The following is a 24,697-nucleotide window of genomic DNA, read 5'->3' as shown; positions in this document are numbered from 1 at the left end:
TGCGGAAACTGACCGTTCGGTCAATGAAGGCTGTTTGTCAGGTTCTGGGACAACGATTTTGGACGAGCGTACAAAAATTCAGAGTGCGGCGAGGAACTGCTCGAGCATCTCGAGCTGACGCTCCGACGACGTCTCGCCCGGCGTGAGGACGCCGAGAATCTGCATCCCCATCATCATGTTGAGCAGTTGCTCGACCACGATGGTGACGTCGATGTCGCCGACGGCGCCCTCGTCGCGAGCCTGCTCGAGGAAGATCGCCATCTGCTCGCGCCAGCGGTCCATCGTCCGCCGGTTGGTCGCGGCCATCTGCTCGTCGTACATGGCCCGCGGCCACAGGGAGGCGGCGATCCGGGCCTCGAGGAGTTGCTCCTCGTTGATCGGCATCACTTCGCGGCACAGGATGCGCAGGGCGTCGAGACCGGTCGCGTCGCCGAGCGCCTCGGTGATCCGGCGATCGGTGGCCTCGGAGATGTGCTCGTACGACGTGCGGAGGATCTCGTCCTTGCCGGCGAAGTAATGGCTCAGGGCGCCGTTGGTGTACCCGGCCTCGGTGGCGATGTCGCGCATGTTCGCAGCTTCGATCCCGCGGGCGGCGATCAGCCGCCAGGCGGCGGCGGTGATGCTTCGCCGACGTTCGTCGTGATCCACGAGCTTAGGCACGACGCGTACCTGCCCCACCAGCGATCATGCGACCACGGTATCAATGCGCTCCGTCGAGATTGAGAACGACCACGCCCGACACGACGAGACCCAGGCCGAACACCTTCGTCGCGGTCAGCGGCTCGCCGAGGAAGGCGGCCCCGATCGCGGCAAGCAGGAACACGTACGGCATGGGGACAGGGAACCATGTCGGGAGCGGGGAGGCGTGCAGCGCCCCACCGCTCCCGACGGAGTCGCACTACGAGTACATGATGACGCCGCGGACGTTCTCGGCCTTCCGCATGGCCTCGTAGCCGTCGTTGATCTGGTCGAGTGTGTATGTCCTCGTGATCATCTCGTCCAGCTTCAGCTGACCCTCCATGTACAGGCGGAGCAGATGGGGGATGTCGAACCGGATGTTCGCGTTGCCGAACCACGCACCCTTGAGGGTCTTGCGCATCGCCGTCAGATCGAACAGGTTCAGGTCGACGTCGTTCTGCGTGACGTCGCCGACCGACACGTGGACGCACGTGCCGCCCTTCGCCACCAGGCTCATCGCCGGGGCGATGATGCGGCCGCTCGCGTTCGCGACGGTGATGAGCACCTTGTCTGCGAGTTGACCCCACGTCAGGTCCTGGAGGAGGGGGAGCGCCTCGTCGATGCTCGCCGCGGTGTGGGTCGCGCCGAAGATCTTGGCCTGCTCCCGCTTGAACTCCGACGGGTCGACGACCACGACGTGCCGGGCACCGGCGAGCGCCGCGCCCTGCACCGCCCCGCACCCGACGCCGCCCATGCCGATCACCACGACGGTCTCGCCGGCCTGGACGCCCGCGGCGTACACCGACGATCCCCAGCCGGTCGTGACGCCGCAACCGACCAGGGCGGCCTTGTCGAGCGGAATGTCCTTCGTGATCTTGACGCACGACGCCTCGTTGACCACCGTGTACGGCGAGAACGTCCCGATCAGGCACTGGATGGCGGCGTCCTTGCCGCGCACGTGATGCCGCGCCGTGCCGTCGGAGATCTGCCAGCCCTCGAGCAGGTGGGCCCCCAGGTCGCAGATACTGGACTGCCCCGTCGCGCACTGCCGGCACCGCCCGCACGCGGGGATGAATCCGAGAGCGACGTGATCGCCCTTCTCCACACTGGTGACCCCGGGCCCGACCTGGAGGACGACTCCGGCGCCCTCGTGGCCGCCGATGAACGGGTAGTACTCGAGCGGCAGGCTGCCGTCCCGGACATGCTCGTCCGAATGGCACATCCCCGACGCCGCCAACTGCAGCAGCACCTCTCCGTGCTTCGGTGGGTCGAGTTCCAGTTCTTCGATCTGCCAGGGTTGACGGGGCTCCCACAGCACTGCGGCCTGAGTCTTCATGTCTTCTGCTCCTGTCCGATGATGTCTGGGGCGCTCAGAGGACGATCGTGACGACCTTCTCCTCGGTGTTGGCTTCGATTCCGGCCCAGCCGAGTTCGCGTCCGGTGCCGCTGGTCTTCATGCCGCCCCAGGGCAGGGCTGGGTCGATGGGAGCCCATCCGTTCACGCCGACCGCTCCGGCCCGGACCTTCCCGGCGAGAAGGTGGGCGTGGGAGACGTCGCGCGTCCAGATGGTGGCGGCCAGGCCGTAGTCGGTGGCGTTGGCGATGGCGATCGCCTCGTCGGTGGTGTCGAACGGGATGACGGTGCCGACGGGTCCGAAGATCTCTTCCCGCGCGATCTTCATGTCGTTGTTCGCGTCGGCGAAGATGGTCGGCTGGACGAAGAATCCGTCCCCGTCCGGGCGGCCACCGCCGGCGACGACCCGTGCGCCCTCGCTGCGTCCGGCCGCGATGTAGTCGAGGACGGTGTCGCGCTGCTTCGCGTTGACCAGGGCGCCCATCGTGGTGGCCGGGTCGAACGGGTCGCCGAGGACCTGGGCGGACGCGGCGGCGGCGAGACCGTCGACGACCTGCGAGTACAGCGACCGGTGCACCAGGATGCGGGTGCCCGCCGCGCAGACCTCGCCCTGGTTGAAGAACAGTCCCATCGCGGTGCCATTGATGGCGGCCTCGAGGTCTGCGTCGGGGAGGATGATCTGCGGCGACTTGCCGCCCAGTTCGAGGGTGGTGCGCTTGAACGTGTCCGCGGCACGCTTGGCGATGATCCGGCCGACGCGGGGGCTGCCGGTGAAGCTGATCTTGTCGACGCCGGGGTGGGCGGCGAGCGCGTCACCGGTGACCTCGCCGAGGCCGGGCACGATGTTGACGGTGCCTGCGGGCAGTCCGGCCTCCTCCAGCAGCGTCGCGAGGTGCAGGATCGACAGCGGTGCGTCCTCCGGCGGCTTGACCACCAGAGTGTTCCCGGCGGCGAGGGCGGGGGCGATCTTCCACGCCGAGATCATCAGCGGGGTGTTCCACGGGACGATCGCGCCGATCACGCCGACCGGTTCACGGACGGTGTACGAGTGGGTGGGCTGGCCGAAGTAGCCGGCGGTCGGGACGGACTGGCCGGTGATCTTGTCGGCCCAGCCGGCGAAGTGCCGGAACGTGCCCGCGGCCATCGGGATGTCGAGCATGGTGGGCTGGCCGACGGGCTTGCCGACGTCGAGGGCCTCGAGCCGGGCGAGGATCTCGCCGTCGCGCTCGATGAGGTCGGCGATCTTGTTGAGGATCCGTCCGCGGGCTGCGCCGGGCAGTGAACCCCATTCACCGTTGAGCTGCGCCCGCGCCGCGGCGACGGCGTCGTCGATGTCCTGCGCTGTTCCGGCGGCCACGTCGACGAGGGGACGGCCGGTGGCCGGGTTCAGATCCGTGAACGTTCCGCCGTCCGAGGCCGGACGCCACTGCCCGCCGATGAACAGCTGCGTGGCGGCTCCATCAGGAAGCCCTGTGGCACTGACGTTCTCGTGTACTGCGGTCATGGCGTCAACTCTCCCGGTGGTGTTGTGATGGCTGTCACAAGCATGGGGGCGTAGGGGTGGTGCCGTCTTGCACGCACGCGCATGGTTGTTGCTCGTATGCGCACCGATTCGCCGTCCGGGCCGACGAGTCACGGTTTCCTGACAGTAAACAGCGCTGTTACGATGCGGACGTGACGACTCGACCCGAGACCGAGGTCCATCGCGACACGGGAGACCCCGCGCCCGTCGAGCGGGAGGTGCCGTCCGACACGCCGACCGGGCCCGATCTCGAGAAGGTGATCGCCAGGCAGGTTCGGGCGCTCCGCAAGGCCAGCGGACTGTCCGTCGGGGACATGGCGGCGAAGGTCGGGATATCGAAGGCCATGCTGTCGAAGATCGAGAACTCGCAGACCTCGTGCAGTCTGTCGACGCTGGCGCGTCTCGCTGCCGGACTCGACGTGCCCGTGACCTCCCTGTTCCGGGGTGCCGACACCGCCCGCGACGCCGTGTACGTCGAGGCGGGACACGGCGCGGTCATCGTCGGGCGCGGCACCCGGGTGGGGCACCACTACGAACTCCTCGGCGCCCTGCGCGGGCAGCACAAGCGACTCGAACCGGTGCTGGTCACACTCACCGACGCCAGCGAGACATTCCCGCTGTTCCAGCACGCGGGCACCGAACTGCTGTACATGCTCGAGGGCGTCATGGTCTACGGGCACGGCGAGGCCGAGTACACGCTCCGGCCGGGCGACTCGCTGCTCCTCGACGGCGAAGGTCTGCACGGTCCCAACGACCTCGTGCGGTTGCCCATCCGCTTCCTCGCCGTCACCGCGTACCCGGACCATCACGAGGAGTGACCCCGCCGACCGCGAATCCTTCCTTCCTCCGCGCCCTGTGCCGGGCGTAGAGTGGCGGGTGGTTCGAAAGGTCGTGGTAGCAATGTTGGCGACAGTTCAGATAGCGTCCGGCGGAAAAGCGGCGCTGCCCTTCGATCCCGTCGAGTCGGTGCACCTGGCCACCGCGGGCGCGATCGGGCTCTACTATTTCGATTACGGCACCGATGCGCGGATGAACACGGACGATCTCGGCGATTTCTACGTCGTTCAGATCCCGCTGTCGGGCACGGCCCGGATCACCTCTGGCGCAGAGGAGTTCGACTCGACCATGACGGTCGCGTCCATTCTGTCGCCGGGGCTCCCGGCGAGCATGGAGTGGCACGAGGGGCAGTCTCAGCTGATCATCCGACTGGCGCGCCGCACCCTCGAGGAACAGTTGCAGGAAATGCTCGGGAGTCCACTCGGCCAGCCCCTGCGATTCGAGCCGCAGATGGAACTCGAAAGCCCCGCTGTGCGCGGGTGGCGTGAGGCGGTGGAACTGCTCGAACACGAAGTCGCGAATCATGCGGCGATCACCGCAGATTCGGCAGCGATGGCGGAATTCGATCGAATCGTGCTGAGCCAGTTCCTGTCCGCCCAGCCGAACAACTACAGCGACACGCTTCGGGGTCTGGCTCAGAGCCTGACGTAATCGGCGACGCCCCCGCCTGCGGAGTCCGCGGGCGAGGGCGTCGATGTCGCTTGGCGCTCAGGCCTTCGCGGGGTCTCCCACCGCCTCCGCGGTGATGGCCTCCGCGCCGAGCACCGCGTCGGAGCCGTGCTTGGAAGCGCCGGTGAGGCCGACGGCGTCGAGCACGTACGCCGTCTCGCCGTGGACGGACACGTCGAGACCGTCGTATTCGCTTTCCTGGTCGGCCCGGATGCCCACGAACTTCTTCAGTGCGAGAACGATCACCAGGGTGACGACGAAGCAGTAAACGAGAACGGCTGCCACAGCGACACATTGGCGCCACAGTACGTCGAATCCGCCGCCGTAGAAGAGTCCCGCTGCGCCGTTGGGAGCCGCCGGATCCGCGAGGAATCCGATGAGCACGGTGCCGAGGATGCCGCCGACCAGGTGCACGCCGACGACGTCGAGCGCGTCGTCGTAGCCGAGCCGGTACTTCCAGGAGACCGCGAAGCAGCAGACCGCGCCGGCGGCGGCGCCGACCGCCAACGCACCGAGGGGCGAGACGGCGCCGCAGGCGGGCGTGATGGCGACCAGGGCGGCGATCAGCCCGGATGCCGCGCCGAGCGACGTGGCCCGGCCTTCTCGCAGCTTCTCGACGGCCAGCCACGCGCAGATGCCTGCGCACGCCGCGGCGACGGTGTTGAGGATGACGACAGACGCGCTGTTTCCGGCGGACAGTGCCGAGCCGCCGTTGAACCCGAACCAGCCGAAGAGCAGGATGCCGGCGCCGAGCATCGTCAGGGGAAGGCTGTGCGGGCGCGGCGAGACGGGGAACGTCTTGCGGGCACCGAGCACCAGGACGACGGCGAGGGCGGCGACGCCGGCGTTGATGTGCACCGCCGTGCCGCCGGCGAAGTCGATGGCACCGAGGGTGTTGGCGATCCAGCCGCCGATCACCGATCCGTCCTCGGAGTCGAACGCGAACACCCAGTGTGCGACGGGGAAGTAGACGAATGTGGCCCACAATCCGGCGAACAGCATCCAGGCGCCGAATTTCATCCGGTCGGCCAGCGCACCCGAGATGAGTGCCACGGTGATGCCGGCGAACAACAGCTGAAATCCGGAGACCAGCGCGGGCGGAAGTCCCGGTTCGGCCGGCGCCTCCAGCAGCGAACTGGAGCCGAAGAACTCGAGCGGGTCGCCCAGGAGGCCGAGGCCGCCGAGGGAGTTGCCCAGGACGGCCGAGTAGCCGAACACGATCCACAGCACGCCGACGACGGCGAACGCGCCGAACGTCATCATGGCCATGTTGAGCGTGTTGCGCACGCTGACCATCCCGCCGTAGAACATGGCCAGGCCCGGCACCATCAGGCTCACCGCCGTGAAGGCCGCCAGAATCCAGGCGGTGTCGGCCGCAGCGACTGCTTCGTTCATAGTCGTCCACCTTGATCGAGGATGGCGGGACGCTCGCAGCGTCCGCCGTTGGGAATCAATGTCTAGCGTCAGTGAACCAAAGTGCAGATTGCGGAAATAGTGCGCCGCGTGACGAATGGGTAACGGATTTGATCCTGAGGCCGTGCCCGCATTTGTTAGACAACGTATCGTGACAGTGGACAGCGTCGGTGAGGAGAATGTGTGAATACAGTGCGCGAGGCCCGCATCATCCGTCGTGCAGATCGCCGGATCACGCCGTGGGCCAACGGTGCGGGAACCACCGCGGAGATTGCCACCGGTGTCGCGTCCCGGTGGCGTCTCAGCGTCGCGACCCTCGGCGGAAGTTCGACGTTCTCGCCGTTCCCCGAGGTGGACCGCATTTTCACGGTGATCGGCGACCATCCGGTCTCGCTCGACTTCGGCGACACCCCGACCACGATTCAGCGTCTGCGCCCGACGCCCTTCGCCGGCGAGAACGGCCCCGTCTGTGCGGCCGCCGGGCCGACCGAGGCGTTCAACGTCATGATCCACCGGTCCACGACCGCTGCCTCGGTGAACATCGTCGACATCGGGATCGCCCACGAGGTGGGCGCCCACGATCGGGTGGCCGTCGCGGTCCTGGTCCTGGAAGGGCAACTGAGGACAGACCTCGGTCCCGTCGAACCCGGCGACTGCCTGCTCGTCGAGCGGGGATCCGTACCCCTGTCCGGACCCGCGTCGGTCGTGATCGCCGAGATCCTCCCCAGGTGAGCGGCAAAGCGTGCCGGGGCACACTTCGCCACTCACCTGGGGGGCAACGCATCAGGTGATGCACCGTGCATCACCACCCGTTCGTTCGCAGATTGTCGATCAGACTGTCGAGGCCAGGGTCGCGTTGTAGTACGCGAGCATCCGCTCGACGAGCACAAGACCAATCGTGCTCTGGAGAGACACGGAATCATCGCTGTTGACGGTGAGAGCGGGATGGATGGTGCAGGAGGGATCGGTGGTGAGCATCCAGGCGAACCGGTCGCGATCACGGTCATCTCGGTGATGACGGTAAGTCGGCTCAGCACTCGACCGGAGATTCGGGCGCGCGGCACTAATCGGGGGCGAGCGGTCCCGGCCAGGTCCCGGCACAGGGTCTCGGTGACGGCTGCCTCGGGTGAGTCGCCGAGATAGGTGTAGGCGTAATCATCGGTGAGGCTGTCGAATCGGGCACCGCCGGGGATGGTGGGCGATGTCGCGGATCCGATCGTCTTGCCCGCCCTGCGCGGCGAGGTCGGCGGGCGATTGCCCGTCGGAGAGCCACCCGGATGGGCTTGTCCACCACGAACTCACTCCCCAAGGGTCGTGCTTGGCGTTCAGGAGTTGGTTGATCTCGGCGACCACAGGCCGGACCTTCGCGGTCGCGGAGTCGAATTGGAAGCTGGGGTAGAGGTAGCGGCCGCCGATCTCGTATCCGACGATGTCTCCGCGTTCGCGCAACCGACTGGCGGGGCTGCGTCGGTTTCTGTCGCGAAAACGCAGGACATCGGCGACATCGCTCGCTTCGAGAAGCGGATGCTCGAAGATCGCCTGTCGGGCCGTGGTCTCGATCCGTGCCCGCGCGATCGACTCTGTCACCGCGTGCGCGGGCACCGCCGAGGCGATTGAAGCGCTGAGGGTGGGGCCGGAGGCGACCAGCGAGAGAAGGCCGTTGCGCACCGAACTCATACGTAATCGTCGCTTCTGTCGCATCCATCGTAGATTTCCCTATCGTGCGGTCGACAGGATCCGGCGCAGGCGCTCGATGGCCCGCTCGGTGGCGGGACGATCCTTCGCGACGAGCTGGTGCATGATGAATCCTTCGATCGCCGAGTACACCAGGAGCGTCAGGTCCTCGTCGGCGGTGATGCCCAGGCGGGTCAGCGCCTGGGACGTCGCCTCGATGTACGTGGCATACAGCAGTTTCACGTGCGGATCGAGGCGCGGCGTCCGCCGGGATTCGAGCATCAGCTCGTACTGGAAGACCTGAAGGTCGGGGTCGCGGGCGACGAGGTCCGTGAGGTGCTCGACGAAGTGGTCGAGTGAAGCACCGTCGGCGAGGTCGGCGAAGACACCCGCGCTCTTGTCCAGCGCGTAGCGGAGCGCGGCGTCGACGAGGGCGTCCGTCGACCCGACGCTGCGCAGGACGCCCTCGATCGAGACACCGGCCTCCCGGGCGACAGCCTGGGTCGTCAGCCCGCGCAGGCCGTCGCGGGCGATCACGGAGACCGTGGCGAGAACGAGGTCGAGATCCTGATCTCCCCGGTTCGCCGCACGTTGCGGGCGTCTCCCGGCCAGCGTCACGGCTCGACGCTCCCGTGGGCGGCGAGCCATCTCATCCCGGGCTCCCGGGTGCGGCTGATGCCCTTGTACTCGGCCATGTCCACCGGCAGGTCCTCGAGGACCCTGTACAGTCGTGCACCCCACTCCGGGACAGACGCGACGTCCCGGAACGGGAGCAGATACGTCCGGATCAGGAACATGACGGCGCCGGAGTGCGCGAGCCGGATCAGGTGCTGCACTTCGGTTCTCAGGAACAGGCGGTCGCCGACCGCGTCGAGCGGTCCGTCGGCCAGGGTGCGCCGATCCTTGCCCCACTCGGGGTACGTTTCGGTCGACGTGTCGAGTTTCCCGTCGACGGTCAGCGTCCAGTTGGTGCGCCGGTAGCTCTGACCGGGTTCGAGCCGCATCAGGAAGTTGTGGGCGCGGGTGATGATCTTCTCGCTGTGCACACGCGGGACGGGGCCGTGGATCTCGAGGAAGCTCATGCCCACGTCGAATCCGAAGGACCAGTCCGCCGCGAATGTCACCAGCCCGGCGTCGCCCCACAGCTGCCCCTCACGCTGATCGAGCAGTACGACGTCTTCCTGGATCTGGCCGCAGATGTACACCAGTGGCGGCGCCGGCAACGTGGCGAAGTCGCCGAACGTGAAGCTGTGCTCGATGCCGAGGAGGTCGTTCCGCCAGAACCAGGTGGCCCCGCGACGTTCGAGAGCCATGGAGTCGGGGTATTCGGCAGCGAGGGTGCGCATCAGGGTGAGCATCGCGTCCCACGCGGCGGGGACCATGTGGGGCAGGCACTGATGCCGCGACGGGTCCGCGGTGAGGATTCGTTCGCGCTCGGCGAGTTCCCGGTGGTAGTGGTCGTCGATGGCGATGCGGGTGCCGCCCCAGCTGCCGGCCACGGTGTCGGTGGGATTCCCGGCGGGCTCGACGTTGGTGCTGTAGCGGTATTGATCGCGGGGGAAGGGAAAGGGAAAACGCGCGATGTGCTCGGCGCGGAAGTCGGTCGATGTCACAATTCCAGCTCCAATCGGTCTCCTACGGCCCGCGACACGCAGGGCATGATCGAATCTCCGGACGCCTTCTCCTCGTCGGTGAGGAACATGTCGCGGTGCTCGACCTCGCCTCCGCGGACCGACAGCCGGCACTCGCCGCACACTCCTTGCCGGCACAGGTTCGGGACGGTGATTCCCTTGTCCAGTAAGGCTTCGAGAAGGCTGGTTCCCGACGGGACGGGGACGATCATCCCGGTGCGTCCGAGTTTGGCGGCGAACGGGTTTCCCTCGGGCAGTGAACCGGCGCCGAACGCCTCCGAGTGCACGCGGCCCGGAGGCCAGCCGCAGTCGCGGGCCCACTCCGCGACCGCGGCGATCATCTGTGCGGGTCCACACGTGTAGACGTGAGCTCCGAGTGGTTGGTCCGCCAGCGCGGGAACCAGGATCTCGCGTAGTTCGTCGGGCGACGACACTGTGACGAGCCGGTTGCCGCACAGCGCCGCCAGCTCGTCGGCATGCGCCCCCTGACGGTCGCGGAAGGAATAGATCACCTCGAACGACCGACCCCATTCGAGGGCGGCCCGCACGTGCGACAGGATGGGGGTCACACCGATCCCGCCCGCGACCAGGATGTGGTGCCGGGCGTTGAGGATCGGCGCGAACGCGCTGCGCGGACGGCTCACCCGGACGGTCTGCCCCGGCTGGAGGTCGTGGACCCAGCGCGAACCGCCGTGGCCGCTCTCGTCGAGCCGGACCGAGATCGCGTAGTGGTCCGGCTCGATCGACGGCCCCGTCAGTGAATACGAGTTGTGCCGGCCCTCGGCCCAGTTCACCGCGACATGGCTGCCCGGGGTGAACGTCGGCAGCGCGCGGCCGCCCGGGGCCGCGAGGACGACGTGCCGGACGCCCGGGCACAGTAGTCGGGCCTCGCGCACTGTCAAGGCGAGCGTGCCGGTAACTCCCTCGCCCGCAACCGTTTCGAGCGTCATCGTCATGGCAGTTCCTCCGCGTCGGCTCGGTATCCCAGGTACGCGCTGTGGCGTCGGGAGAAGTGGTAGTAGACGGTCAGCTGCTCGGAACACCCCGCACACCGCGTCGCCCCGCCGACGGCGATCGCGACATTCGGAGACGTCGTGTGGCAATGCGCGCAGAACACGTCACGCACCGGTGTGTCGGGGGTGCTGATCACGGCGGCAATCTCCGCGGGCAGTGCGCCCACGGAGATCACGCGGGAGCGCACTGTGGCCACCGTCCGTTCGGAACCAGCGACGACGAAACGCCAGCCGACGCGCGCCTCGGACAGCAGGTCGTCGAGCCCGGATCCGTCTACGTCGCCGACGACCAACGCGCGAGTCGGCACCGGGGCGACCCGCTCGGACAGTTCGCGCAGCACTCGATCGCTGACCGAACCGTCCGAGACGAGCGCATAGCAGGTGACGAGAGCGCCGGCCGCCAGGTCGTCGACGGCCGAGTAATCGGATCGCCACCGTGGGACGCTCGTCGACCTCATCGAGACCGCCATCGCGGATCAGGGCGCGAAGGAACGGTGGCCGACGAAATAGGCCAGCGCGCGGTCGGGGGTGGTGAAGCGGATTCGCGAGCCCTTGGGGAAGAAGATCGCATCCTTCGCCTTCGCCACCTCGACCTGGCCGGTGTCGAGATTCTCGAGGGTGAACTCCCCTTCGAGGACGACCTTCATCTCGTCGTACGCGTAGTAATAGTCGAGCGGGGCGTCGGTGCGCTGGAGTTCGAAGTAGCCGGCGGACATCTCGGAGCCGTCCGGGTTGGCGAAGACGTCATCGATGTAGCCCCTGGTGCCCGGGTACTCCGAGACCGGCATCTGCGGCAGGTTCTCGTGGAATCCGGCGGTGACACGGAACGCGGTGGCGGTGGGCTTGTCGGTCGTGGACATGGGTTCTCCCTGCAGATGTTGGGGACTACCGAGGTGTTACTTGCTGTGCCCTCACGTTGTGAAACGTGAAGTAGCAACAGGAAACCACACCGCATATTTCCTCGACGTAAATCAATTGTCCGATTCCGTAGAGACGCAGGTCATCGTTGCAATCGTGAGGGAAAGACCCAGGTTGCGGCGTGGATTGGTGATCCATCAACAACATTGCCGTAACGCGTTCGACATAGTAGAACTGTTTCATAGTGAACAACAGCGATTCATGAGGTGAAACGAACCGCTATCAAGCCCCGTGCCCGACCCTCCGGCCGAATGAAGGAAGCAACGTGACAGAGACAGCAAAGTTCGTGATCGTCGGTGGGGGACTCGAGGGTCTCGCCATCGCGTGGTCGCTCGCGGACCGCGGAGAGACCGACGTCCTGGTCCTCGAGCGCGGCACTTTGTGCTCGGGGATGACCGGCAAGTCGTCCGGCGTGGTCCGGTGCCACTACGGCACACCGTCGCTGGCAGCGATGTCGTGGTACGGCGTCGACATCTTCACCCGGGCCACCGAGATCTTCGGCGACGACATGGCGTTCCGGCAGTGCGGTTACGTCGTCGGCGTCGGTGAGAACAACATCGACCCGCTGAAGGCGAACGTCGCGATGATGCAGGGCCTCGGCATCGACGTCGACTACATCGGCCACGACAAGATGGCCGAGCTGTGGCCGGGACTGCACCTCGACGACTTCGCCGCCTTCGCCTACGAGCCCCTCGGCGGCCGCGGTGAGGCGTACATGGCCGGTATGGCCTTCGGCGCGTCCGCCCGCAAACTGGGCGTCAAGATCCGCCAGAGCACGCCGGTGGCGTCGATGCTGCAGAACGCCGACGGCCGCGTCTACGGGGTGACCCTGAGTAACGGCGACGAGGTGCACGCCGAGCACGTGATCCTCGCGACCGGTCCGTGGGCGCCCGAGCTGGGTGCCGGGGTCGGCGTCGACATCCCGGTGAAAGCGCAACGCGCGCAACTCGTCCTGATCGACCAGGGTGTGCCCACGCCGGAGGTGCCGGTGCTGTCGGATCTCGCCGGACTGCAGTACATCTGCCGCGAACCCAACGGCGAACTGCTCGTCGGGAACAGTGACCATGCCGCGCCGCAGTACATCGATCCCGACAACTACAGCAACCGCGCCGACGATTCCACCATCGAGAAGAACATCATGAAGCTGGGCAACCGGCTGCCGGACATGCCCGACCCGCGGATCACCTCGAGCTACGTCGGCGCGTACGACGTCACCCCCGACTACAACCCCATCATCGGGCCCGCCCCGGTCGACGGACTGTTCCTGGCCACCGGGTTCTCCGGTCACGGTTTCAAGATCTCCCCGGCGGTCGGGCGTCTCGTCGCCGACATGCTGCTCGACGACGGCACGACCACCCTTCCGAATGTCGAGCCGTCGGACTTCCGCTACTCGCGCTTCGAGGAGGGCGACCTCCTCTTCAGTCTGCACCCCTACGAGGGCGCCGGCGAAATGCGCTGACCCACACCCCACCTCACCCGCAGACCACCAGTTCAGGAGTTCACCATGGCTGTCGACACAGCTGACGCGTTCACCGCGCAGAACATCGTGACATCCCCACCGCAGACCTTGTCCGAGGTGGCCCGGGCCACCGAGACCACCTTCATCCTCGCCCTGTTCGTGACGCTGTCGGGCAAGCCGTGCGCGAAACTCGTCCCGATCGAGGCCGTCGAGCAGCTGCAGGACGACGGCGTGGGCTTCGCCGGCTACGCGGCGGGGCACATGGGACAGGAGCCCAAGGACTCCGATCTCGTTGCCGTGCCGGATGTCTCGTCGTTCACCCCGATCCCGTTCGTGAAGCCTGGACTCGCGATCGTGCACTGTGATCCGCACGTGGAGGGCAAACCCTGGCCGTACGCGCCGAGGGTGATCCTGAAGGAGACGCTGAAGAAGGCGTCCGATCTCGGCCTGTCCGTCAACGTCGGCGCGGAGATCGAGTACTTCCTGGTCAACCGCACCGGAGACGGCGCCCTCACCACCGCGGACACCGCCGACGTCAGTCGTCAGCCATGTTACGACGCTCGCGACGTCACCCGGATGTACGACCACCTGACCGAGGTGTCCCAGGCCATGAACACGCTCGGGTGGGGCAACTACGCCAACGACCACGAGGACGGCAACGGTCAGTTCGAGCAGAACTTCGACTACGCCGACGCGATGACCACCGCCGACCGGGTGATCACGGCCCGGTACCTGCTGTCCGTGATCGCCGAGAAGCGCGGGATGAAGGCCACGTTCATGCCCAAGCCGTTCTCCGACCGCACCGGGTCCGGCATGCACCTGCACCTGTCGCTGTGGAACGACGCCGGTTCGGTGTTCCCAGACGGTGACGACCCCAAGGGGCTGGGATTGTCGAAGACCGCGTACGCGTTCATCGCCGGCATCCTCGAGCACGCATGCGCTCTGCAGGGTGTGATCGCCCCGACCGTCAACTCCTACAAGCGAACCGGTGCCACCTCGACCAGCAGCGGCGCAACCTGGTCGCCGCGGTACGCCACCTACGGCGGCAACGACCGCACCCACTACCTCCGGGTGCCCGACAAGAACCGGGTGGAACTGCGCGGCGGTGACGGCTCCGCCAATCCCTACCTCGCCGCCGCCACCGCCATCGCCGCCGGACTGGACGGCATCGCCCGGGATCTCGACCCCGGCACACCCGGATCCGGCGACAGCCCCAGCGACATGCTGCCGATGACGCTGCTGCACGCGATGGACGCACTGGAATCCGATCCGATCGTGACGGGCGCCCTGGACGTCGCAGGCCCCGGCGTCGCCGAGTACTTCGCGAAACTCAAGCGCGAGGAGTTCTTCGCCTGGCACAACACCGTCTCCCCCTGGGAACTCGACCACTACCTGACAGCGTTCTGACAGACCTCCCGAAAGGAGACATCCATGTGTGGAATCGTCGGACTTCACTTGCGTGAGCCGTCCCTCTACCCACAACTCGGCGCCCTGCTCACCGACATGCTCGGGCAGATGTGCGACCGCGGACCCGATTCCGCCGGGATGGCAATCTACGGCGACCGAACCTGGTCACCGGAAGGTGAGTCCACGGTCTCGCTGCTCGACTGCCCCATCCCCGCAGGAGAACTCGCCGCAACGCTGTCGGCATCGCTCGACACCACTGTCACCGGAATCGACCTGACCCCGACGACGATCCTGCACGGCGTCGTCGGCGCGGAAGACCTCGCGGCGGCCGTCCGCAGTGTGGTGCCGTCGGCCCGAATCATCGGCTTCGGCGACGACCTGACCGTCCTCAAGGGTGTCGGCAATCCCATCGACCTGGCGCACCGGTTCGGGCTGCCGTCCGCCAGCGGCTGGCAGGGGGTCGCGCACACCCGGATGGCCACCGAATCCGCCGTCACCGCCGAGGGTTCGCACCCGTTTTCCGTCGGCCCCGACGAATGCCTGGTGCACAACGGGTCGTTCTCGAACCACATGAGCATCAAGCATCAGCTCGAGCGCGACGGCGTCGTGTTCGACAGTGCCAACGACACCGAGGTCGGGGCGCGGTTCGTCGCCAAGCAGCTCGCCGAGGGCGTAGACCTGGAGAAGGCGCTGCTGATGCTCAACGAGACGTTCGACGGCTTCTACACCCTGCTCGTCTCGACCGCCGACTCGTTCGCCGTGGTCCGGGACGCCATCTCCTGCAAACCCGCCGTCATCGCCGAGACCGACCAGTGGGTCGCGATGGCCTCCGAATACCGCGCCCTGGCGAACCTGCCCGGCGTCGACAACGCCCGAATCTTCGAGCCCGAACCGGAAGAGGTGTACGTATGGCACCGGTAGCCACCACCGAAGCAACTGTCCTTGACCTCGCGACGTCGAGCACCCGGGCCGTCAACGAGCGGCTCACCTCGCCCGAGGCGCCGAAGACGGTCACCGTCACCGGCCCCCAGGGCGCGCATGCGCTCGCCTGCGGCCTCGACTCCGACATCGACGTCACCATCGAGGGCCACGTCGGCTACTACTGCGCCGGCATGAACCAGCACGCTACCGTGACGGTGACCGGCAACGCCGGCGTTGGGGTCGCGGAGAACATGATGTCGGGGACGGTGCGTATCAAGGGCGATGCGTCCCAGTCCGCGGGCGCCACCGCGCACGGCGGACTGCTCGTGATCGACGGCAACGCCGCTGCCCGCTGCGGGATTTCGATGAAGGGCGTCGACATCGTCGTCGGCGGCAACATCGGGCACATGTCCGCGTTCATGGGCCAGGCCGGACGTCTCGTCGTCCTCGGCGACGCCGGCGAGGCGCTCGGCGACTCGCTGTACGAGGCCCGGATCTACGTCCGCGGCACCGTCGCCTCCCTCGGCGCCGACTGCATCAAGAAGGAGATGCGCGAGGAGCACCTGACCGAACTGCGGGAGTTGCTCGACGCCGCCGGGTTCGACGCCGACCCGTCCGAGTTCACCCGTTACGGCTCCGCCCGCCAGCTCTACAACTTCCACGTCGACAACGCCAGCGCGTACTAGGAGAACCGTCATGAACACCCCGAACCCGGCCCTGCGCGAATCGGCGACGTTCGACCGCGGCGTCATCTCCGAGATCCAGCGGGCCGCAGAGACCGGCATCTACGACATCCGCGGCTGGGGCGCCAAGCGCAAGCTGCCCCACTTCGACGACCTGCTGTTCCTCGGTGCCTCGATGTCGCGGTACCCGCTCGAGGGGTACCGGGAGAAGTGCGACACCGACGTCGTGCTCGGCGACCGGAACGCCAAGTTCCCACTGCACCTGGACATCCCGATCACCATCGCAGGGATGAGCTTCGGGGCGCTGTCCGGGCAGGCGAAGGAGGCCCTCGGGCGCGGCGCCAGCGAGGTGGGCACGTCCACCACCACCGGTGACGGCGGCATGACCCCGGAGGAGCGCGGGCAGTCGAAGAACCTCGTCTACCAGTACCTGCCGTCGCGGTACGGGATGAACCCGGACGATCTGCGCAAGGCCGACGCCATCGAGATCGTCCTCGGCCAGGGCGCCAAGCCCGGCGGCGGCGGAATGTTGCTGGGGCAGAAGATCACCGAACGCGTCGCTGGGATGCGCACCCTGCCGATGGGCGTCGACCAGCGGTCCGCGTGCAGGCACCCCGACTGGACCGGCCCCGACGACCTCGCCATCAAGATCATCGAACTGCGCGAGATCACCAACTGGGAGAAGCCGATCTACATCAAGGTCGGCGCCACCCGCACCTACTACGACGTCAAGCTCGCCGTGAAGGCCGGTGCCGACGTCGTGGTGGTCGACGGCATGCAGGGTGGCACCGCCGCCACCCAGGACGTGTTCATCGAGCACGTCGGCATTCCCACTCTCGCCGCGATCCCGCAGGCGGTCCAGGCGCTGCAGGAACTCGGGGTGCATAGGAAGGTACAGCTCATCGTGTCGGGGGGAATCCGCAGTGGTGCCGACGTCGCGAAGGCCATGGCCCTCGGCGCGGACGCCGTCGCGATCGGCACCGCCGCCCTGATCGCGCTGGGCGACAACAGCCCCCGCTACGCGAAGCACTACGAGGAACTGGGCTCGGCCGCCGGCTTCTACGACGACTTCCAGGCCGGGCAGGACCCCGCCGGGATCACCACGCAGGACCCGGAACTGTCGAAGAACCTCGACCCCGTCGAAGGCGGCCGACGGCTCGCCAACTACCTGCGGGTGCTCACCATGGAGGCGCAGACCCTCGCCCGCGCCTGCGGCAAGTCGCACCTGCGCAACCTCGAACCCGAGGACCTCGTCGCCCTCACCGTCGAGGCGTCGGCGATGGCCCGCGTGCCCCTCGCCGGAACCACCTGGATCCCCGGCGCCCTGTAGGCGGCTCCGCCGCCCGTGCGCCTTTTTGGTAGCTGGAACAACCAGAAAGGCGCACGGGCGCGAAGCGCCTGTCAGCCGAACTATGAGTAGAGGACCGAGAACATGACTTCCTTCGATTCGCTGTGGGCGAGCATCCTCGATGTGGGACAGCACAAGTCGACACGGGGGTACCGCCGATTCGCGTGGAACGACGCCGACCTGACGCTGCGCGAATGGTTCGGCGACTGCGCCCGGCAGCGGGGGATGAGCGTCGAGGAAGACCGCAACGGCAACCTGTGGGCCTGGTGGATGCCTGCAGGCTGGGAGGGTGATCCCCGCGACAGTTTCGTCACCGGATCGCACCTCGATTCGGTACCCGACGGCGGTGCCTACGACGGACCGCTGGGGGTGGTGTCCGCGTTCGCGGCGATCGACCTCGTCCGCGAGCGGGGGATCGTGCCGACGCGTCCGGTGGCGGTGACGGCATTCTCCGACGAGGAGGGCGCCCGGTTCGGTGTGGCGTGTGTCGGCTCGCAACTCTCCACCGGCGCGGTGGCACCCGCGCGTGCGCTGGCGCTGCGGGACAACGACGGCATCAGCCTCGGCGAGGCCCTGATCTCAGCGGGCCGAGACCCGAAGCATCTCGGCGAGGACCCCGACCTTGTCGACCGCGTCGGCGTGTACGTCGAACTGCACGTCGAGCAGGGACGCGCCCTCGATCTGATCGACAGTCCCATCGCCGTCGCGTCGTCGATCTGGCCGCACGGACGGTGGCAGTTCGTGTTCTCCGGTGAGGCCAACCACGCGGGCGCCACCCGGCTCGTCGATCGCCGCGACCCGATGCTCGCATACGCGTCCTCGGTCCACACCGCCCGGTCCGCCGCGACGCTGCACGAGGCGGTCGCGACGTTCGGCAAGGTACGGGTACTTCCCAACGGTGCCAACGCGATTCCGTCGGAGGTGCGGGCGTGGCTCGACGCCCGCGCCGCGGACGAAGAGACGCTGACGAAACTGGTGCAGCAGATCACCGTCGAGGCGCAGGCCTACGCGGCCGCCGACGGTATCGGCCTCGAGGTCGACGCCGAATCGGTGACGCCGATCGTCGAGTTCCCGCACGACACCCGCGAACGGCTTCGCCGCTCCCTCGCCCACCTCGGCGACATCCCCGTCCTCCCCACTGCGGCCGGGCACGACGCCGGCATCCTGTCGGCGAAGGTGCCCACCGCGATGATGTTCGTCCGCAACCCCACCGGCGTGTCCCACTCGCCCGACGAGTTCGCCGAATCGGACGATTGCAACCGCGGCGCCGAGGCGCTGGCGGACGTGATGGCGGACTGGGCCACTGCCAGGTGAGCGGCAAAGCGTGTCGGGGGACGCTTTGCCACTCACGTGCGGAAGACACTAAGGCTATACATAGTGTATGGATGCCTTGTACGATGCTGCCATGACCAATGACAAGCCTGCGCGCGCTCGCCGCGCCCTGTACGACGACGAACACGAAGCCTTCCGCGACAGCTTCCGGTCGTTCCTGGAATCGAGGGTGGTGCCGCAGTACGCCCAGTGGGAGCGCGACGGCATCGTGCCTCGCAAGGTGTTCCGTGAGGCCGGCGACCTCGGCTTTCTGGGCATGGAGATCCCGGAGGAGTTCGGCGGCGGCGGGGTCTCGGACTTCCGCTTCAACGCGGTGATCGCGGAGGAGATCGCTCGCACCGGGACGGTCTCGGTCGGCATCAACTTGCACAACGACATCTGCGTCCCGTACTTTCTCGCCTACGCCAACGACGACCAGCGGAAACGGTGGCTCCCCGGACTGGCGTCGGGCGAGCTGATCGCGGCGATCGCGATGACCGAGCCCGGTACCGGCTCGGACCTCGCGGGCATCGGCACCACGGCGACCCTCGACGGTGACCACTACGTGCTGAACGGCAGCAAGACGTTCATCTCCAATGGGCACAACGCCGATCTGGTGATCGTGGCGGCCCGCACAGACCGGGACGCGGATCGTCACGGCGGCCTGTCGCTGATCGTGGTCGAGCGGGACACTCCCGGGTTCGAGCGGGGCCGCAATCTCGAGAAGATCGGCATGCACGCGCAGGACACCGCGGAGTTGTTCTTCGACAATGCCCGGGTTCCCGCGGCGAACGTGCTCGGGAAGGCGGGCAGCGGTTTCCGCTCGCTCGTGTCGAATCTGGCTCAGGAGCGGATGACGATCGCCGTGGCAAGCGTGGCGTCCGCCGCGCAGGCGCTGGACTGGGCGGTCGGGTACGTGAAGGAACGACGCGTATTCGGGCGCAGCGTAGGCAGTTACCAGAACACCCGATTCGTGCTGGCGAGCATCAAGACCGAGGTGGAGGTAATGCAGGCCTTCGTCGACGGCTGCGTGAGAGAACTCGTCGCCGGCACGTTGACGCCGGAACGGGCCGCGATGGCCAAGCTCGCGGCCTCCGAGCTGCAGGGCACCGCCACCGACCGTTGCCTGCAGCTGTTCGGTGGCTACGGCTACATGACCGAGTACCCGATCGCGCGGGCCTACGTCGACGCACGCATCGGGCGGATCTACGGTGGCACGAGCGAGGTCATGCGCGAAATCATCGGCCGATCGATGGGCCTGTGACCATGAAGCGCACCATTTTCGAACCCGAACACGAACAGTTCCGCGAGGCGGTTCGCGCCTTCCTGATCAAAGAAGCAGTGCCCCACTCCGACGAGTGGGAAGAGGCGGGGATGGTCGACCGCGACTTCTGGCGCCGCGCCGCGGCGCAGGGTCTCGTCGGCTTCGCCGCGCCGGAAGAATTCGGCGGTGGCGGCCTGCGCGACTTCCGGTTCAATGCGGTACTGAACGAGGAGGTCGTGCGGACGGGGACTGTCGGTGACGGTTTCTCCCTCACCAACGACATCGTGCTCCCGTACTTCCTCGATATCGCAGACGAGGCACAGCAGAAACGCTGGCTGCCCGACATCGTGAGCGGTGAGCGCACCATTGCTGTCTCGATGTCCGAGCCGGGGACCGGATCGGACCTGCGCGCGATCAAGACGACCGCGCGCCGGGAGGGATCCGGCTGGCGGATCACGGGGTCGAAGACGTTCGTAACCAGCGGCATGCAGGCCGACCTCGTGATCGTCGCTGCACGGATCCCCGACGAGGACGGCGGCGGCTTCGGGCTTTTCGTCGTCGAGGACGGGCAACCGGGCTTCGAACGCGGTCGTAAGCTGTCGAAGATCGGTCGCAAAGCTCAGGACACGGCCGAACTGTTCTTTCAGAACGTGGAGGTGCAGCCCGAGAACGTACTCGGCGAAGCGGGCAAGGGTTTGCGCTACCTGATGGCGAACCTCGCGCAGGAACGGCTGTCGATGGCCGTGGTTGCCGTAGCGAGCGCCGAGTACGCCCTCGAACTCGCGTTGTCGTACGCGAAGGAGCGGCGTGCGTTCGGGAGCCCGATCGGCAGTTTCCAGGCGAACCGGTTCACCCTGGCCGAACTGTCGACCAAGGTCCAGATCGCGCGGATCTATCTCGACCGCTGCCTCGACGCCCACGGGAACGGTGAGCTCACCGCGGCCGATGCGGCCGGAGCCAAGTTCTGGACCACCGAGCTCGAATTCGAGGCCCTGGACACGTGTCTGCAGTTGCACGGCGGGTACGGCTACATGGAGGAGTACGAGGTGGCCCGGCGCTGGCGGGACTCGCGGGTGCAGCAGATCTACGGCGGCACCAACCAGATCATGCGGGAGATTGTGGGACGCTCCCTGGGACTGTGAGAACACCACACGAGGGCGGGCCGGGGAAGAATGCCCGGCCCGCCCTCATGTGGTTGCGAAAACTATTCTGCAGCAGCGCCGCTGGAGACTAACTCCTCGATCTCGGCGGCGTCGTATCCGGCGTCGACGAGGATCTGGCGCGTGTCGGCACCGGGCTTGCGCGGCGGCCCCGGCTTGGTGGCCGGTGCGCCGTCGAACCGGGGAGCCGGTGCGGCTTGCACGATTCCGTCGACCTCGATGAACGTTCCGCGCGCCACGTGATGCGGGTGTGCGGCCGCGTCGGCAAGTGTCAGGACGGGGGCGTAGCACGTATTGCGTCCCAGGAGCAGTGCGTCGAGTTCGGCCCGGTCGAACGTGGCGATACGCCGGCCGAGGACGTCCCGGAACTCGTTCCAGCGGGTGGTGTCGAACTGGTTGTGGCGCAGGTCCTCCGGGAGTTCCAGTGCGTCGCAGAGGTCCTGCCAGAACTGATCCTCGATGGCGCCGATGCTGACCCACTGGTCGTCCCGGGTGCGGTACACGTCGTAGAAGAACGCGCCCGCGTCGAGCAGGTGGGTGCCGCGATTCTCGGTGAACGTCCCCTCTCCGCGGAGACCGTGGAACATTGCCATCAGGGCCGACGCGCCGTCGATCATCGCGGCGTCGACGACGCGCCCTACGCCGGTGGTCCGCGCGGACATGATCCCGGCCAGCATGCCGACCGTGAGAAGCATTCCGCCGCCGCCGAAGTCGCCCACGAGGTTCAGCGGCGGGACCGGCGCTTCGCCGCGACGTCCGATCGCGTGCAGTGCGCCTGTGAGTGCGATGTAGTTGATGTCGTGCCCGGGCATCGATGCGAGGGGTCCGTCCTGACCCCAGCCGGTCATCCTGCCGTAGACGAGGGCGGGGTTGACCGCCATACAGTCGGCGGGCCCGACGCCGAGGCGCTCGGCTACACCGGGGCGGAACGTCTCGACGATGCCGTCCGCGTTCTCGCAGAGCCGGCGCACGATCTCGGCGCCGCGGGACGACTTGAGGTCGACCGCGATCGAACGGCGACTGCGGAACATGACCCCGTGTCCGCTGGCGGCCCAGGGGTTTCCGCCGGGGCGTTCGACGCAGATCACCTCCGCGCCGAGGTCGGCGAGCATCATTCCCGTGAACGGTCCCGGACCGATTCCGGCGAGCTCGACGATTCGGACACCTGCGAGGGGAGCGTTGGTCGTCTCTGCCACGTCAGCCCGCCTTCGCGACGACGGGCATGCCGCCCTTGTTGGCCGCGGCGTCGGCCCCGACCTCTTCGGGGTTCGCGACTGCCTTCGCCTTCTCCGACTCGGGGACCGCGATGGCGGCGTTGAACTGCTTCAGGATTCGGAAGGTGGCCGCCTCGTCGTCGTGTGGGAGGATGCGGCCGACTCGGTTGGACAGGGTCAGCAGCGGCTTGACCGCGGGGAGCACGAAACGCCACGGCGTGGGCTCGACGTGCAGGTCTTTGATGACGCTCGCCGGCAGCCAGGTCGACAACATGCCGTAGGCGAGCTTGAGCCTGCGGTCGGTGGTCATGAACTTGGCGACGGGTGCGGGCAGCACCTCCACGTCGCCGGGGGGATTCTCGACGCTGAACTTGATGACGGAATGGACGACGTCACGGCACAGGTCGTCGGCGGGCTGCTCGATGAGGGTGTGGAAGTCCGTCTTCTTCCGGGCGTCGTCGTAGCCGGTGTGCAGGATGTCCTCGGGAACCCCGATCACCCATCCCACGTAGCGGCTGAGGGCGAAGATGTCCTCGATCTCCCGGTCTGTGAAGCGGATTCCCGAGCTGTGCACCGCATCGATGAACTTCACGCCGAACTGGCCGGCCTGGGTCACCATGCCGTCGAGATTGTTGATCGGGATGCCCCAATTGGCCCAGTCCCAGGCATCCGACCGGCTCAGGCCGTGGCGGACTGCGGCGTGGATCATCCGGACCTTCGCGGTGAGCCGGAATCCCTCCTCGAAACGGCCCATGCCGCCGGGCGTGTACGCGGCGACGACGTAGCGGAAGCTCTCGACGAGGCGGGTGCCCACGTGGTCGGCCTTGCGCATCCGGCCACTGAACAGGACCGGGCGGGTGGCGCTGTACATCGAGAAACCGCCGGCGATGGTGGCCCAGGCCAGGATGGGCGGGACGATCGGCCCGGCCCGCCAGAAGGCGACGGCACCGCGGTAGAGCTGATCGAAATCCACCCAGTCGGGGATGCGGTCGAGCTGACGGAACAACTCCACCATGCCGGCCGGCGGGTCGTCCAGGGCATCGATGCCGTGTTCGAGCGCGATGTCGAACGTGCGCCAGTTGGCGCCCGTGGACTTGTCGCGAAAGTCGCGCATGGCCAGGTACGCGGGATCGTCCGCGAGAAGCGCGTGATCGGTCAGCTTCTCGGCAAATTCGCGGCCGTACATGGCGATTGCTCTGTCCCGGTTATTGATCCGGCCGAGATCGATGCCGCGTGGCAACCCCTCCGGTACGTCGAGTGCGCCCTCGCGTCGTGGTGTCTCGGTGGTGGCAGTCATCCCTACTCCTCACGTCTGAGCCGTGTATTGGGCCGAACAGGTGGGCATGCAGTTCCGCGCCGACCCACCGCTGTGACCTCCGTTACAAGCAGCGTAGGGCAAACTGAACACATTGTCTACACGCACTGTATGGTGCTGTTATCCAGTAGTCCTGCGAACTCGGAGCCGAGCTCGTTCGCAGGTGGTCATCACAACCCGAGAAACGAGGCGCACAGCAATGACACGACATCTGCTCGACCCCGCCACCGCTGGTCACGAAGCCCTGCACACCCTCATGGCGAGTCGATGGAGTTGCCGCGGCTATCGGCCCGAGCCCGTTCCGAGAGAGGTGATCGCGGCGATCCTCGATACCGCGCGGCGTGCGCCCTCGTGGTGCAATACCCAGCCGTGGCACCTCCACATCGCGGAGGCGGACGCGACGAATCGCTTCCGCGCAGCACTGGCCGAACACGTCGGGCAGGCGCCCGCCGAGAACCCGGACATCCCCTTTCCGGAGGCGTACGAGGGCGTCTATCAGGAACGCAGGCGCGCGAGCGGATGGCAACTGTACGAGAGTGTGGGCATCGCCAAGGGAGATCGGGTCGCGTCCGCGCGGCAGATGATGCGCAACTTCGAGTTGTTCGACGCGCCTCACGTCGCCATCGTCACCACCGAGGCAAAGCTCGGGACGTACGGCGCCGTCGACTGTGGGGTCTTCGTGAACAGCTTCCTGCTGGCCGCGCACAGTCACGGTGTCGGCACGATTCCTCAGGCCGCGCTCGCCAGCCAGGCACCCTTCATCCGCGAGTTTTTCGACATCCCGGAAGGTCGTCAGGTGCTCCTGGGGATTTCCTTCGGATACCCGGACGTGGACCATCCGATCAATTCGTATCGGACGGAGCGTCAGTCGAGCGACGAAGTCGTGACCTGGCTGGAGAGCTGAAC

The 24,697-nt window shown here is 67.2% G+C and carries 26 protein-coding genes; 12 read left to right on the top strand and 14 right to left on the bottom strand.

What is annotated here, in order from left to right; translation table 11 throughout:
* Positions 1-78: 78 nt before the first annotated feature.
* The 4 genes from ROP_RS12710 to styD all read right to left on the bottom strand — a co-directional run bounded on the left by ROP_RS12710 (position 79) and on the right by styD (position 3,536).
* Entirely contained in the window at positions 79-648 is a 570-nt protein-coding gene (locus ROP_RS12710; protein ID WP_043824678.1) for a TetR/AcrR family transcriptional regulator, read from the bottom strand.
* A gap of 52 nt (positions 649-700) precedes the next feature.
* The gene (locus tag ROP_RS44800; RefSeq protein WP_269454442.1) at positions 701-832 is read right to left on the bottom strand and encodes a hypothetical protein; all 132 of its coding nucleotides are present in this window, start codon (positions 830-832) and stop codon (positions 701-703) included.
* A 66-nt stretch (positions 833-898) separates the two neighbouring features.
* Positions 899-2,014, bottom strand: a complete 1,116-nt coding sequence (locus ROP_RS12700; RefSeq protein WP_012689759.1) for an NDMA-dependent alcohol dehydrogenase — start codon at positions 2,012-2,014, stop codon at positions 899-901.
* A gap of 34 nt (positions 2,015-2,048) precedes the next feature.
* On the bottom strand, positions 2,049-3,536 hold the full coding sequence (styD, locus tag ROP_RS12695) for a phenylacetaldehyde dehydrogenase StyD (protein ID WP_012689758.1): 1,488 nt from the start codon (positions 3,534-3,536) through the stop codon (positions 2,049-2,051).
* Between the two features lie 170 nt (positions 3,537-3,706).
* Here styD and ROP_RS12690 point away from each other — a divergent pair, with 170 nt between their 5' ends.
* A complete protein-coding gene (locus ROP_RS12690; RefSeq protein ID WP_012689757.1) occupies positions 3,707-4,372 on the top strand; it encodes a helix-turn-helix domain-containing protein in 666 nt (221 codons plus the stop codon).
* Positions 4,373-4,454: 82 nt separating this feature from the next.
* Positions 4,455-5,042, top strand: a complete 588-nt coding sequence (locus ROP_RS12685; protein ID WP_043824676.1) for a cupin domain-containing protein — start codon at positions 4,455-4,457, stop codon at positions 5,040-5,042.
* A gap of 57 nt (positions 5,043-5,099) precedes the next feature.
* Here ROP_RS12685 and ROP_RS12680 read toward each other — a convergent pair whose 3' ends face one another.
* Complete coding sequence (locus tag ROP_RS12680; RefSeq protein WP_012689755.1) at positions 5,100-6,455, bottom strand: ammonium transporter; 1,356 nt, start codon at positions 6,453-6,455, stop codon at positions 5,100-5,102.
* Between the two features lie 201 nt (positions 6,456-6,656).
* Here ROP_RS12680 and ROP_RS12675 point away from each other — a divergent pair, with 201 nt between their 5' ends.
* Complete coding sequence (locus tag ROP_RS12675) at positions 6,657-7,205, top strand: HutD/Ves family protein (protein ID WP_012689754.1); 549 nt, start codon at positions 6,657-6,659, stop codon at positions 7,203-7,205.
* Positions 7,206-7,304: 99 nt separating this feature from the next.
* Here the strand turns inward: ROP_RS12675 and ROP_RS43180 are convergent, their stop codons facing one another.
* The 7 genes from ROP_RS43180 to ROP_RS12645 all read right to left on the bottom strand — a co-directional run bounded on the left by ROP_RS43180 (position 7,305) and on the right by ROP_RS12645 (position 11,651).
* Positions 7,305-7,451: a hypothetical protein gene (locus tag ROP_RS43180; RefSeq protein WP_158306506.1), complete on the bottom strand. Its 147-nt coding sequence runs from the start codon at positions 7,449-7,451 to the stop codon at positions 7,305-7,307.
* 177 nt (positions 7,452-7,628) lie between these two features.
* Complete coding sequence (locus tag ROP_RS12670) at positions 7,629-8,150, bottom strand: hypothetical protein (protein ID WP_193384853.1); 522 nt, start codon at positions 8,148-8,150, stop codon at positions 7,629-7,631.
* A 39-nt stretch (positions 8,151-8,189) separates the two neighbouring features.
* Positions 8,190-8,765 (bottom strand): TetR/AcrR family transcriptional regulator, encoded by a 576-nt coding sequence (locus ROP_RS12665; protein WP_012689752.1) that lies wholly within the window; start codon positions 8,763-8,765, stop codon positions 8,190-8,192.
* Complete coding sequence (locus tag ROP_RS12660) at positions 8,762-9,760, bottom strand: heme-dependent oxidative N-demethylase family protein (RefSeq protein WP_012689751.1); 999 nt, start codon at positions 9,758-9,760, stop codon at positions 8,762-8,764. Before ROP_RS12660 ends, ROP_RS12665 begins: the two co-directional genes overlap by 4 nt.
* Entirely contained in the window at positions 9,757-10,734 is a 978-nt protein-coding gene (locus ROP_RS12655) for a PDR/VanB family oxidoreductase (protein ID WP_012689750.1), read from the bottom strand. Before ROP_RS12655 ends, ROP_RS12660 begins: the two co-directional genes overlap by 4 nt.
* Positions 10,731-11,249, bottom strand: a complete 519-nt coding sequence (locus tag ROP_RS12650) for a dimethylamine monooxygenase subunit DmmA family protein (protein WP_012689749.1) — start codon at positions 11,247-11,249, stop codon at positions 10,731-10,733. The genes ROP_RS12655 and ROP_RS12650 overlap by 4 nt, the downstream gene beginning before the upstream one ends.
* A gap of 18 nt (positions 11,250-11,267) precedes the next feature.
* Complete coding sequence (locus ROP_RS12645) at positions 11,268-11,651, bottom strand: cupin domain-containing protein (RefSeq protein WP_012689748.1); 384 nt, start codon at positions 11,649-11,651, stop codon at positions 11,268-11,270.
* 323 nt (positions 11,652-11,974) lie between these two features.
* On the opposite strand from ROP_RS12645, the gene ROP_RS12640 reads away from it, so the two are divergent.
* The 8 genes from ROP_RS12640 to ROP_RS12605 all read left to right on the top strand — a co-directional run bounded on the left by ROP_RS12640 (position 11,975) and on the right by ROP_RS12605 (position 21,244).
* Positions 11,975-13,168: an NAD(P)/FAD-dependent oxidoreductase gene (locus ROP_RS12640; RefSeq protein ID WP_012689747.1), complete on the top strand. Its 1,194-nt coding sequence runs from the start codon at positions 11,975-11,977 to the stop codon at positions 13,166-13,168.
* Positions 13,169-13,213: 45 nt separating this feature from the next.
* Complete coding sequence (glnT, locus tag ROP_RS12635) at positions 13,214-14,575, top strand: type III glutamate--ammonia ligase (RefSeq protein ID WP_012689746.1); 1,362 nt, start codon at positions 13,214-13,216, stop codon at positions 14,573-14,575.
* A gap of 24 nt (positions 14,576-14,599) precedes the next feature.
* Positions 14,600-15,496, top strand: coding sequence for a class II glutamine amidotransferase (locus ROP_RS12630; RefSeq protein WP_012689745.1), 897 nt, complete (start codon positions 14,600-14,602; stop codon positions 15,494-15,496).
* The gene (locus tag ROP_RS12625) at positions 15,484-16,182 is read left to right on the top strand and encodes a protein glxC (RefSeq protein ID WP_012689744.1); all 699 of its coding nucleotides are present in this window, start codon (positions 15,484-15,486) and stop codon (positions 16,180-16,182) included. Before ROP_RS12630 ends, ROP_RS12625 begins: the two co-directional genes overlap by 13 nt.
* Positions 16,183-16,192: 10 nt before the next feature.
* Entirely contained in the window at positions 16,193-17,509 is a 1,317-nt protein-coding gene (locus ROP_RS12620; protein ID WP_012689743.1) for an FMN-binding glutamate synthase family protein, read from the top strand.
* A gap of 102 nt (positions 17,510-17,611) precedes the next feature.
* The gene (locus ROP_RS12615; RefSeq protein ID WP_012689742.1) at positions 17,612-18,841 is read left to right on the top strand and encodes an allantoate amidohydrolase; all 1,230 of its coding nucleotides are present in this window, start codon (positions 17,612-17,614) and stop codon (positions 18,839-18,841) included.
* A 91-nt stretch (positions 18,842-18,932) separates the two neighbouring features.
* Positions 18,933-20,102 (top strand): acyl-CoA dehydrogenase family protein, encoded by a 1,170-nt coding sequence (locus tag ROP_RS12610; RefSeq protein WP_012689741.1) that lies wholly within the window; start codon positions 18,933-18,935, stop codon positions 20,100-20,102.
* Positions 20,103-20,104: 2 nt separating this feature from the next.
* Positions 20,105-21,244, top strand: a complete 1,140-nt coding sequence (locus ROP_RS12605; RefSeq protein ID WP_043824672.1) for an acyl-CoA dehydrogenase family protein — start codon at positions 20,105-20,107, stop codon at positions 21,242-21,244.
* A gap of 62 nt (positions 21,245-21,306) precedes the next feature.
* Here the strand turns inward: ROP_RS12605 and ROP_RS12600 are convergent, their stop codons facing one another.
* Both ROP_RS12600 and ROP_RS12595 read right to left on the bottom strand, forming a co-directional pair.
* Positions 21,307-22,458 (bottom strand): CaiB/BaiF CoA transferase family protein, encoded by a 1,152-nt coding sequence (locus ROP_RS12600; protein ID WP_012689739.1) that lies wholly within the window; start codon positions 22,456-22,458, stop codon positions 21,307-21,309.
* Position 22,459: 1 nt separating this feature from the next.
* Positions 22,460-23,773 (bottom strand): oxygenase MpaB family protein, encoded by a 1,314-nt coding sequence (locus ROP_RS12595; protein WP_043824671.1) that lies wholly within the window; start codon positions 23,771-23,773, stop codon positions 22,460-22,462.
* 217 nt (positions 23,774-23,990) lie between these two features.
* Between ROP_RS12595 and ROP_RS12590 the strand changes: the two genes are divergently transcribed.
* Positions 23,991-24,695, top strand: coding sequence for a nitroreductase (locus ROP_RS12590; RefSeq protein ID WP_012689737.1), 705 nt, complete (start codon positions 23,991-23,993; stop codon positions 24,693-24,695).
* Positions 24,696-24,697 lie beyond the last annotated feature (2 nt).

This window comes from Rhodococcus opacus B4, from assembly GCF_000010805.1.
GTDB classification, from domain to species: domain Bacteria; phylum Actinomycetota; class Actinomycetes; order Mycobacteriales; family Mycobacteriaceae; genus Rhodococcus_F; species Rhodococcus_F opacus_C.
Note: the sequence above shows the minus strand (reverse complement) of the source record. Positions and strands in the feature narration are given on the sequence as shown.

Bases quoted from the DNA above. Each gene is read 5' to 3' on its own strand.
- ROP_RS44800 (WP_269454442.1), bottom strand. From the start codon at position 832: ATGCCGTACGTGTTCCTGCTTGCCGCGATCGGGGCCGCCTTCCTCGGC.
- ROP_RS12700 (WP_012689759.1), bottom strand. From the start codon at position 2,014: ATGAAGACTCAGGCCGCAGTGCTGTGGGAGCCCCGTCAACCCTGGCAG.
- styD (WP_012689758.1), bottom strand. From the start codon at position 3,536: ATGACCGCAGTACACGAGAACGTCAGTGCCACAGGGCTTCCTGATGGA.
- ROP_RS12685 (WP_043824676.1), top strand. From the start codon at position 4,455: ATGTTGGCGACAGTTCAGATAGCGTCCGGCGGAAAAGCGGCGCTGCCC.
- ROP_RS12680 (WP_012689755.1), bottom strand. From the start codon at position 6,455: ATGAACGAAGCAGTCGCTGCGGCCGACACCGCCTGGATTCTGGCGGCC.
- ROP_RS43180 (WP_158306506.1), bottom strand. From the start codon at position 7,451: ATGCTCACCACCGATCCCTCCTGCACCATCCATCCCGCTCTCACCGTC.
- ROP_RS12670 (WP_193384853.1), bottom strand. From the start codon at position 8,150: ATGAGTTCGGTGCGCAACGGCCTTCTCTCGCTGGTCGCCTCCGGCCCC.
- ROP_RS12655 (WP_012689750.1), bottom strand. From the start codon at position 10,734: ATGACGATGACGCTCGAAACGGTTGCGGGCGAGGGAGTTACCGGCACG.
- ROP_RS12650 (WP_012689749.1), bottom strand. From the start codon at position 11,249: ATGAGGTCGACGAGCGTCCCACGGTGGCGATCCGATTACTCGGCCGTC.
- ROP_RS12645 (WP_012689748.1), bottom strand. From the start codon at position 11,651: ATGTCCACGACCGACAAGCCCACCGCCACCGCGTTCCGTGTCACCGCC.
- glnT (WP_012689746.1), top strand. From the start codon at position 13,214: ATGGCTGTCGACACAGCTGACGCGTTCACCGCGCAGAACATCGTGACA.
- ROP_RS12630 (WP_012689745.1), top strand. From the start codon at position 14,600: ATGTGTGGAATCGTCGGACTTCACTTGCGTGAGCCGTCCCTCTACCCA.
- ROP_RS12625 (WP_012689744.1), top strand. From the start codon at position 15,484: ATGGCACCGGTAGCCACCACCGAAGCAACTGTCCTTGACCTCGCGACG.
- ROP_RS12620 (WP_012689743.1), top strand. From the start codon at position 16,193: ATGAACACCCCGAACCCGGCCCTGCGCGAATCGGCGACGTTCGACCGC.
- ROP_RS12615 (WP_012689742.1), top strand. From the start codon at position 17,612: ATGACTTCCTTCGATTCGCTGTGGGCGAGCATCCTCGATGTGGGACAG.
- ROP_RS12610 (WP_012689741.1), top strand. From the start codon at position 18,933: ATGACCAATGACAAGCCTGCGCGCGCTCGCCGCGCCCTGTACGACGAC.
- ROP_RS12605 (WP_043824672.1), top strand. From the start codon at position 20,105: ATGAAGCGCACCATTTTCGAACCCGAACACGAACAGTTCCGCGAGGCG.
- ROP_RS12595 (WP_043824671.1), bottom strand. From the start codon at position 23,773: ATGACTGCCACCACCGAGACACCACGACGCGAGGGCGCACTCGACGTA.
- ROP_RS12590 (WP_012689737.1), top strand. From the start codon at position 23,991: ATGACACGACATCTGCTCGACCCCGCCACCGCTGGTCACGAAGCCCTG.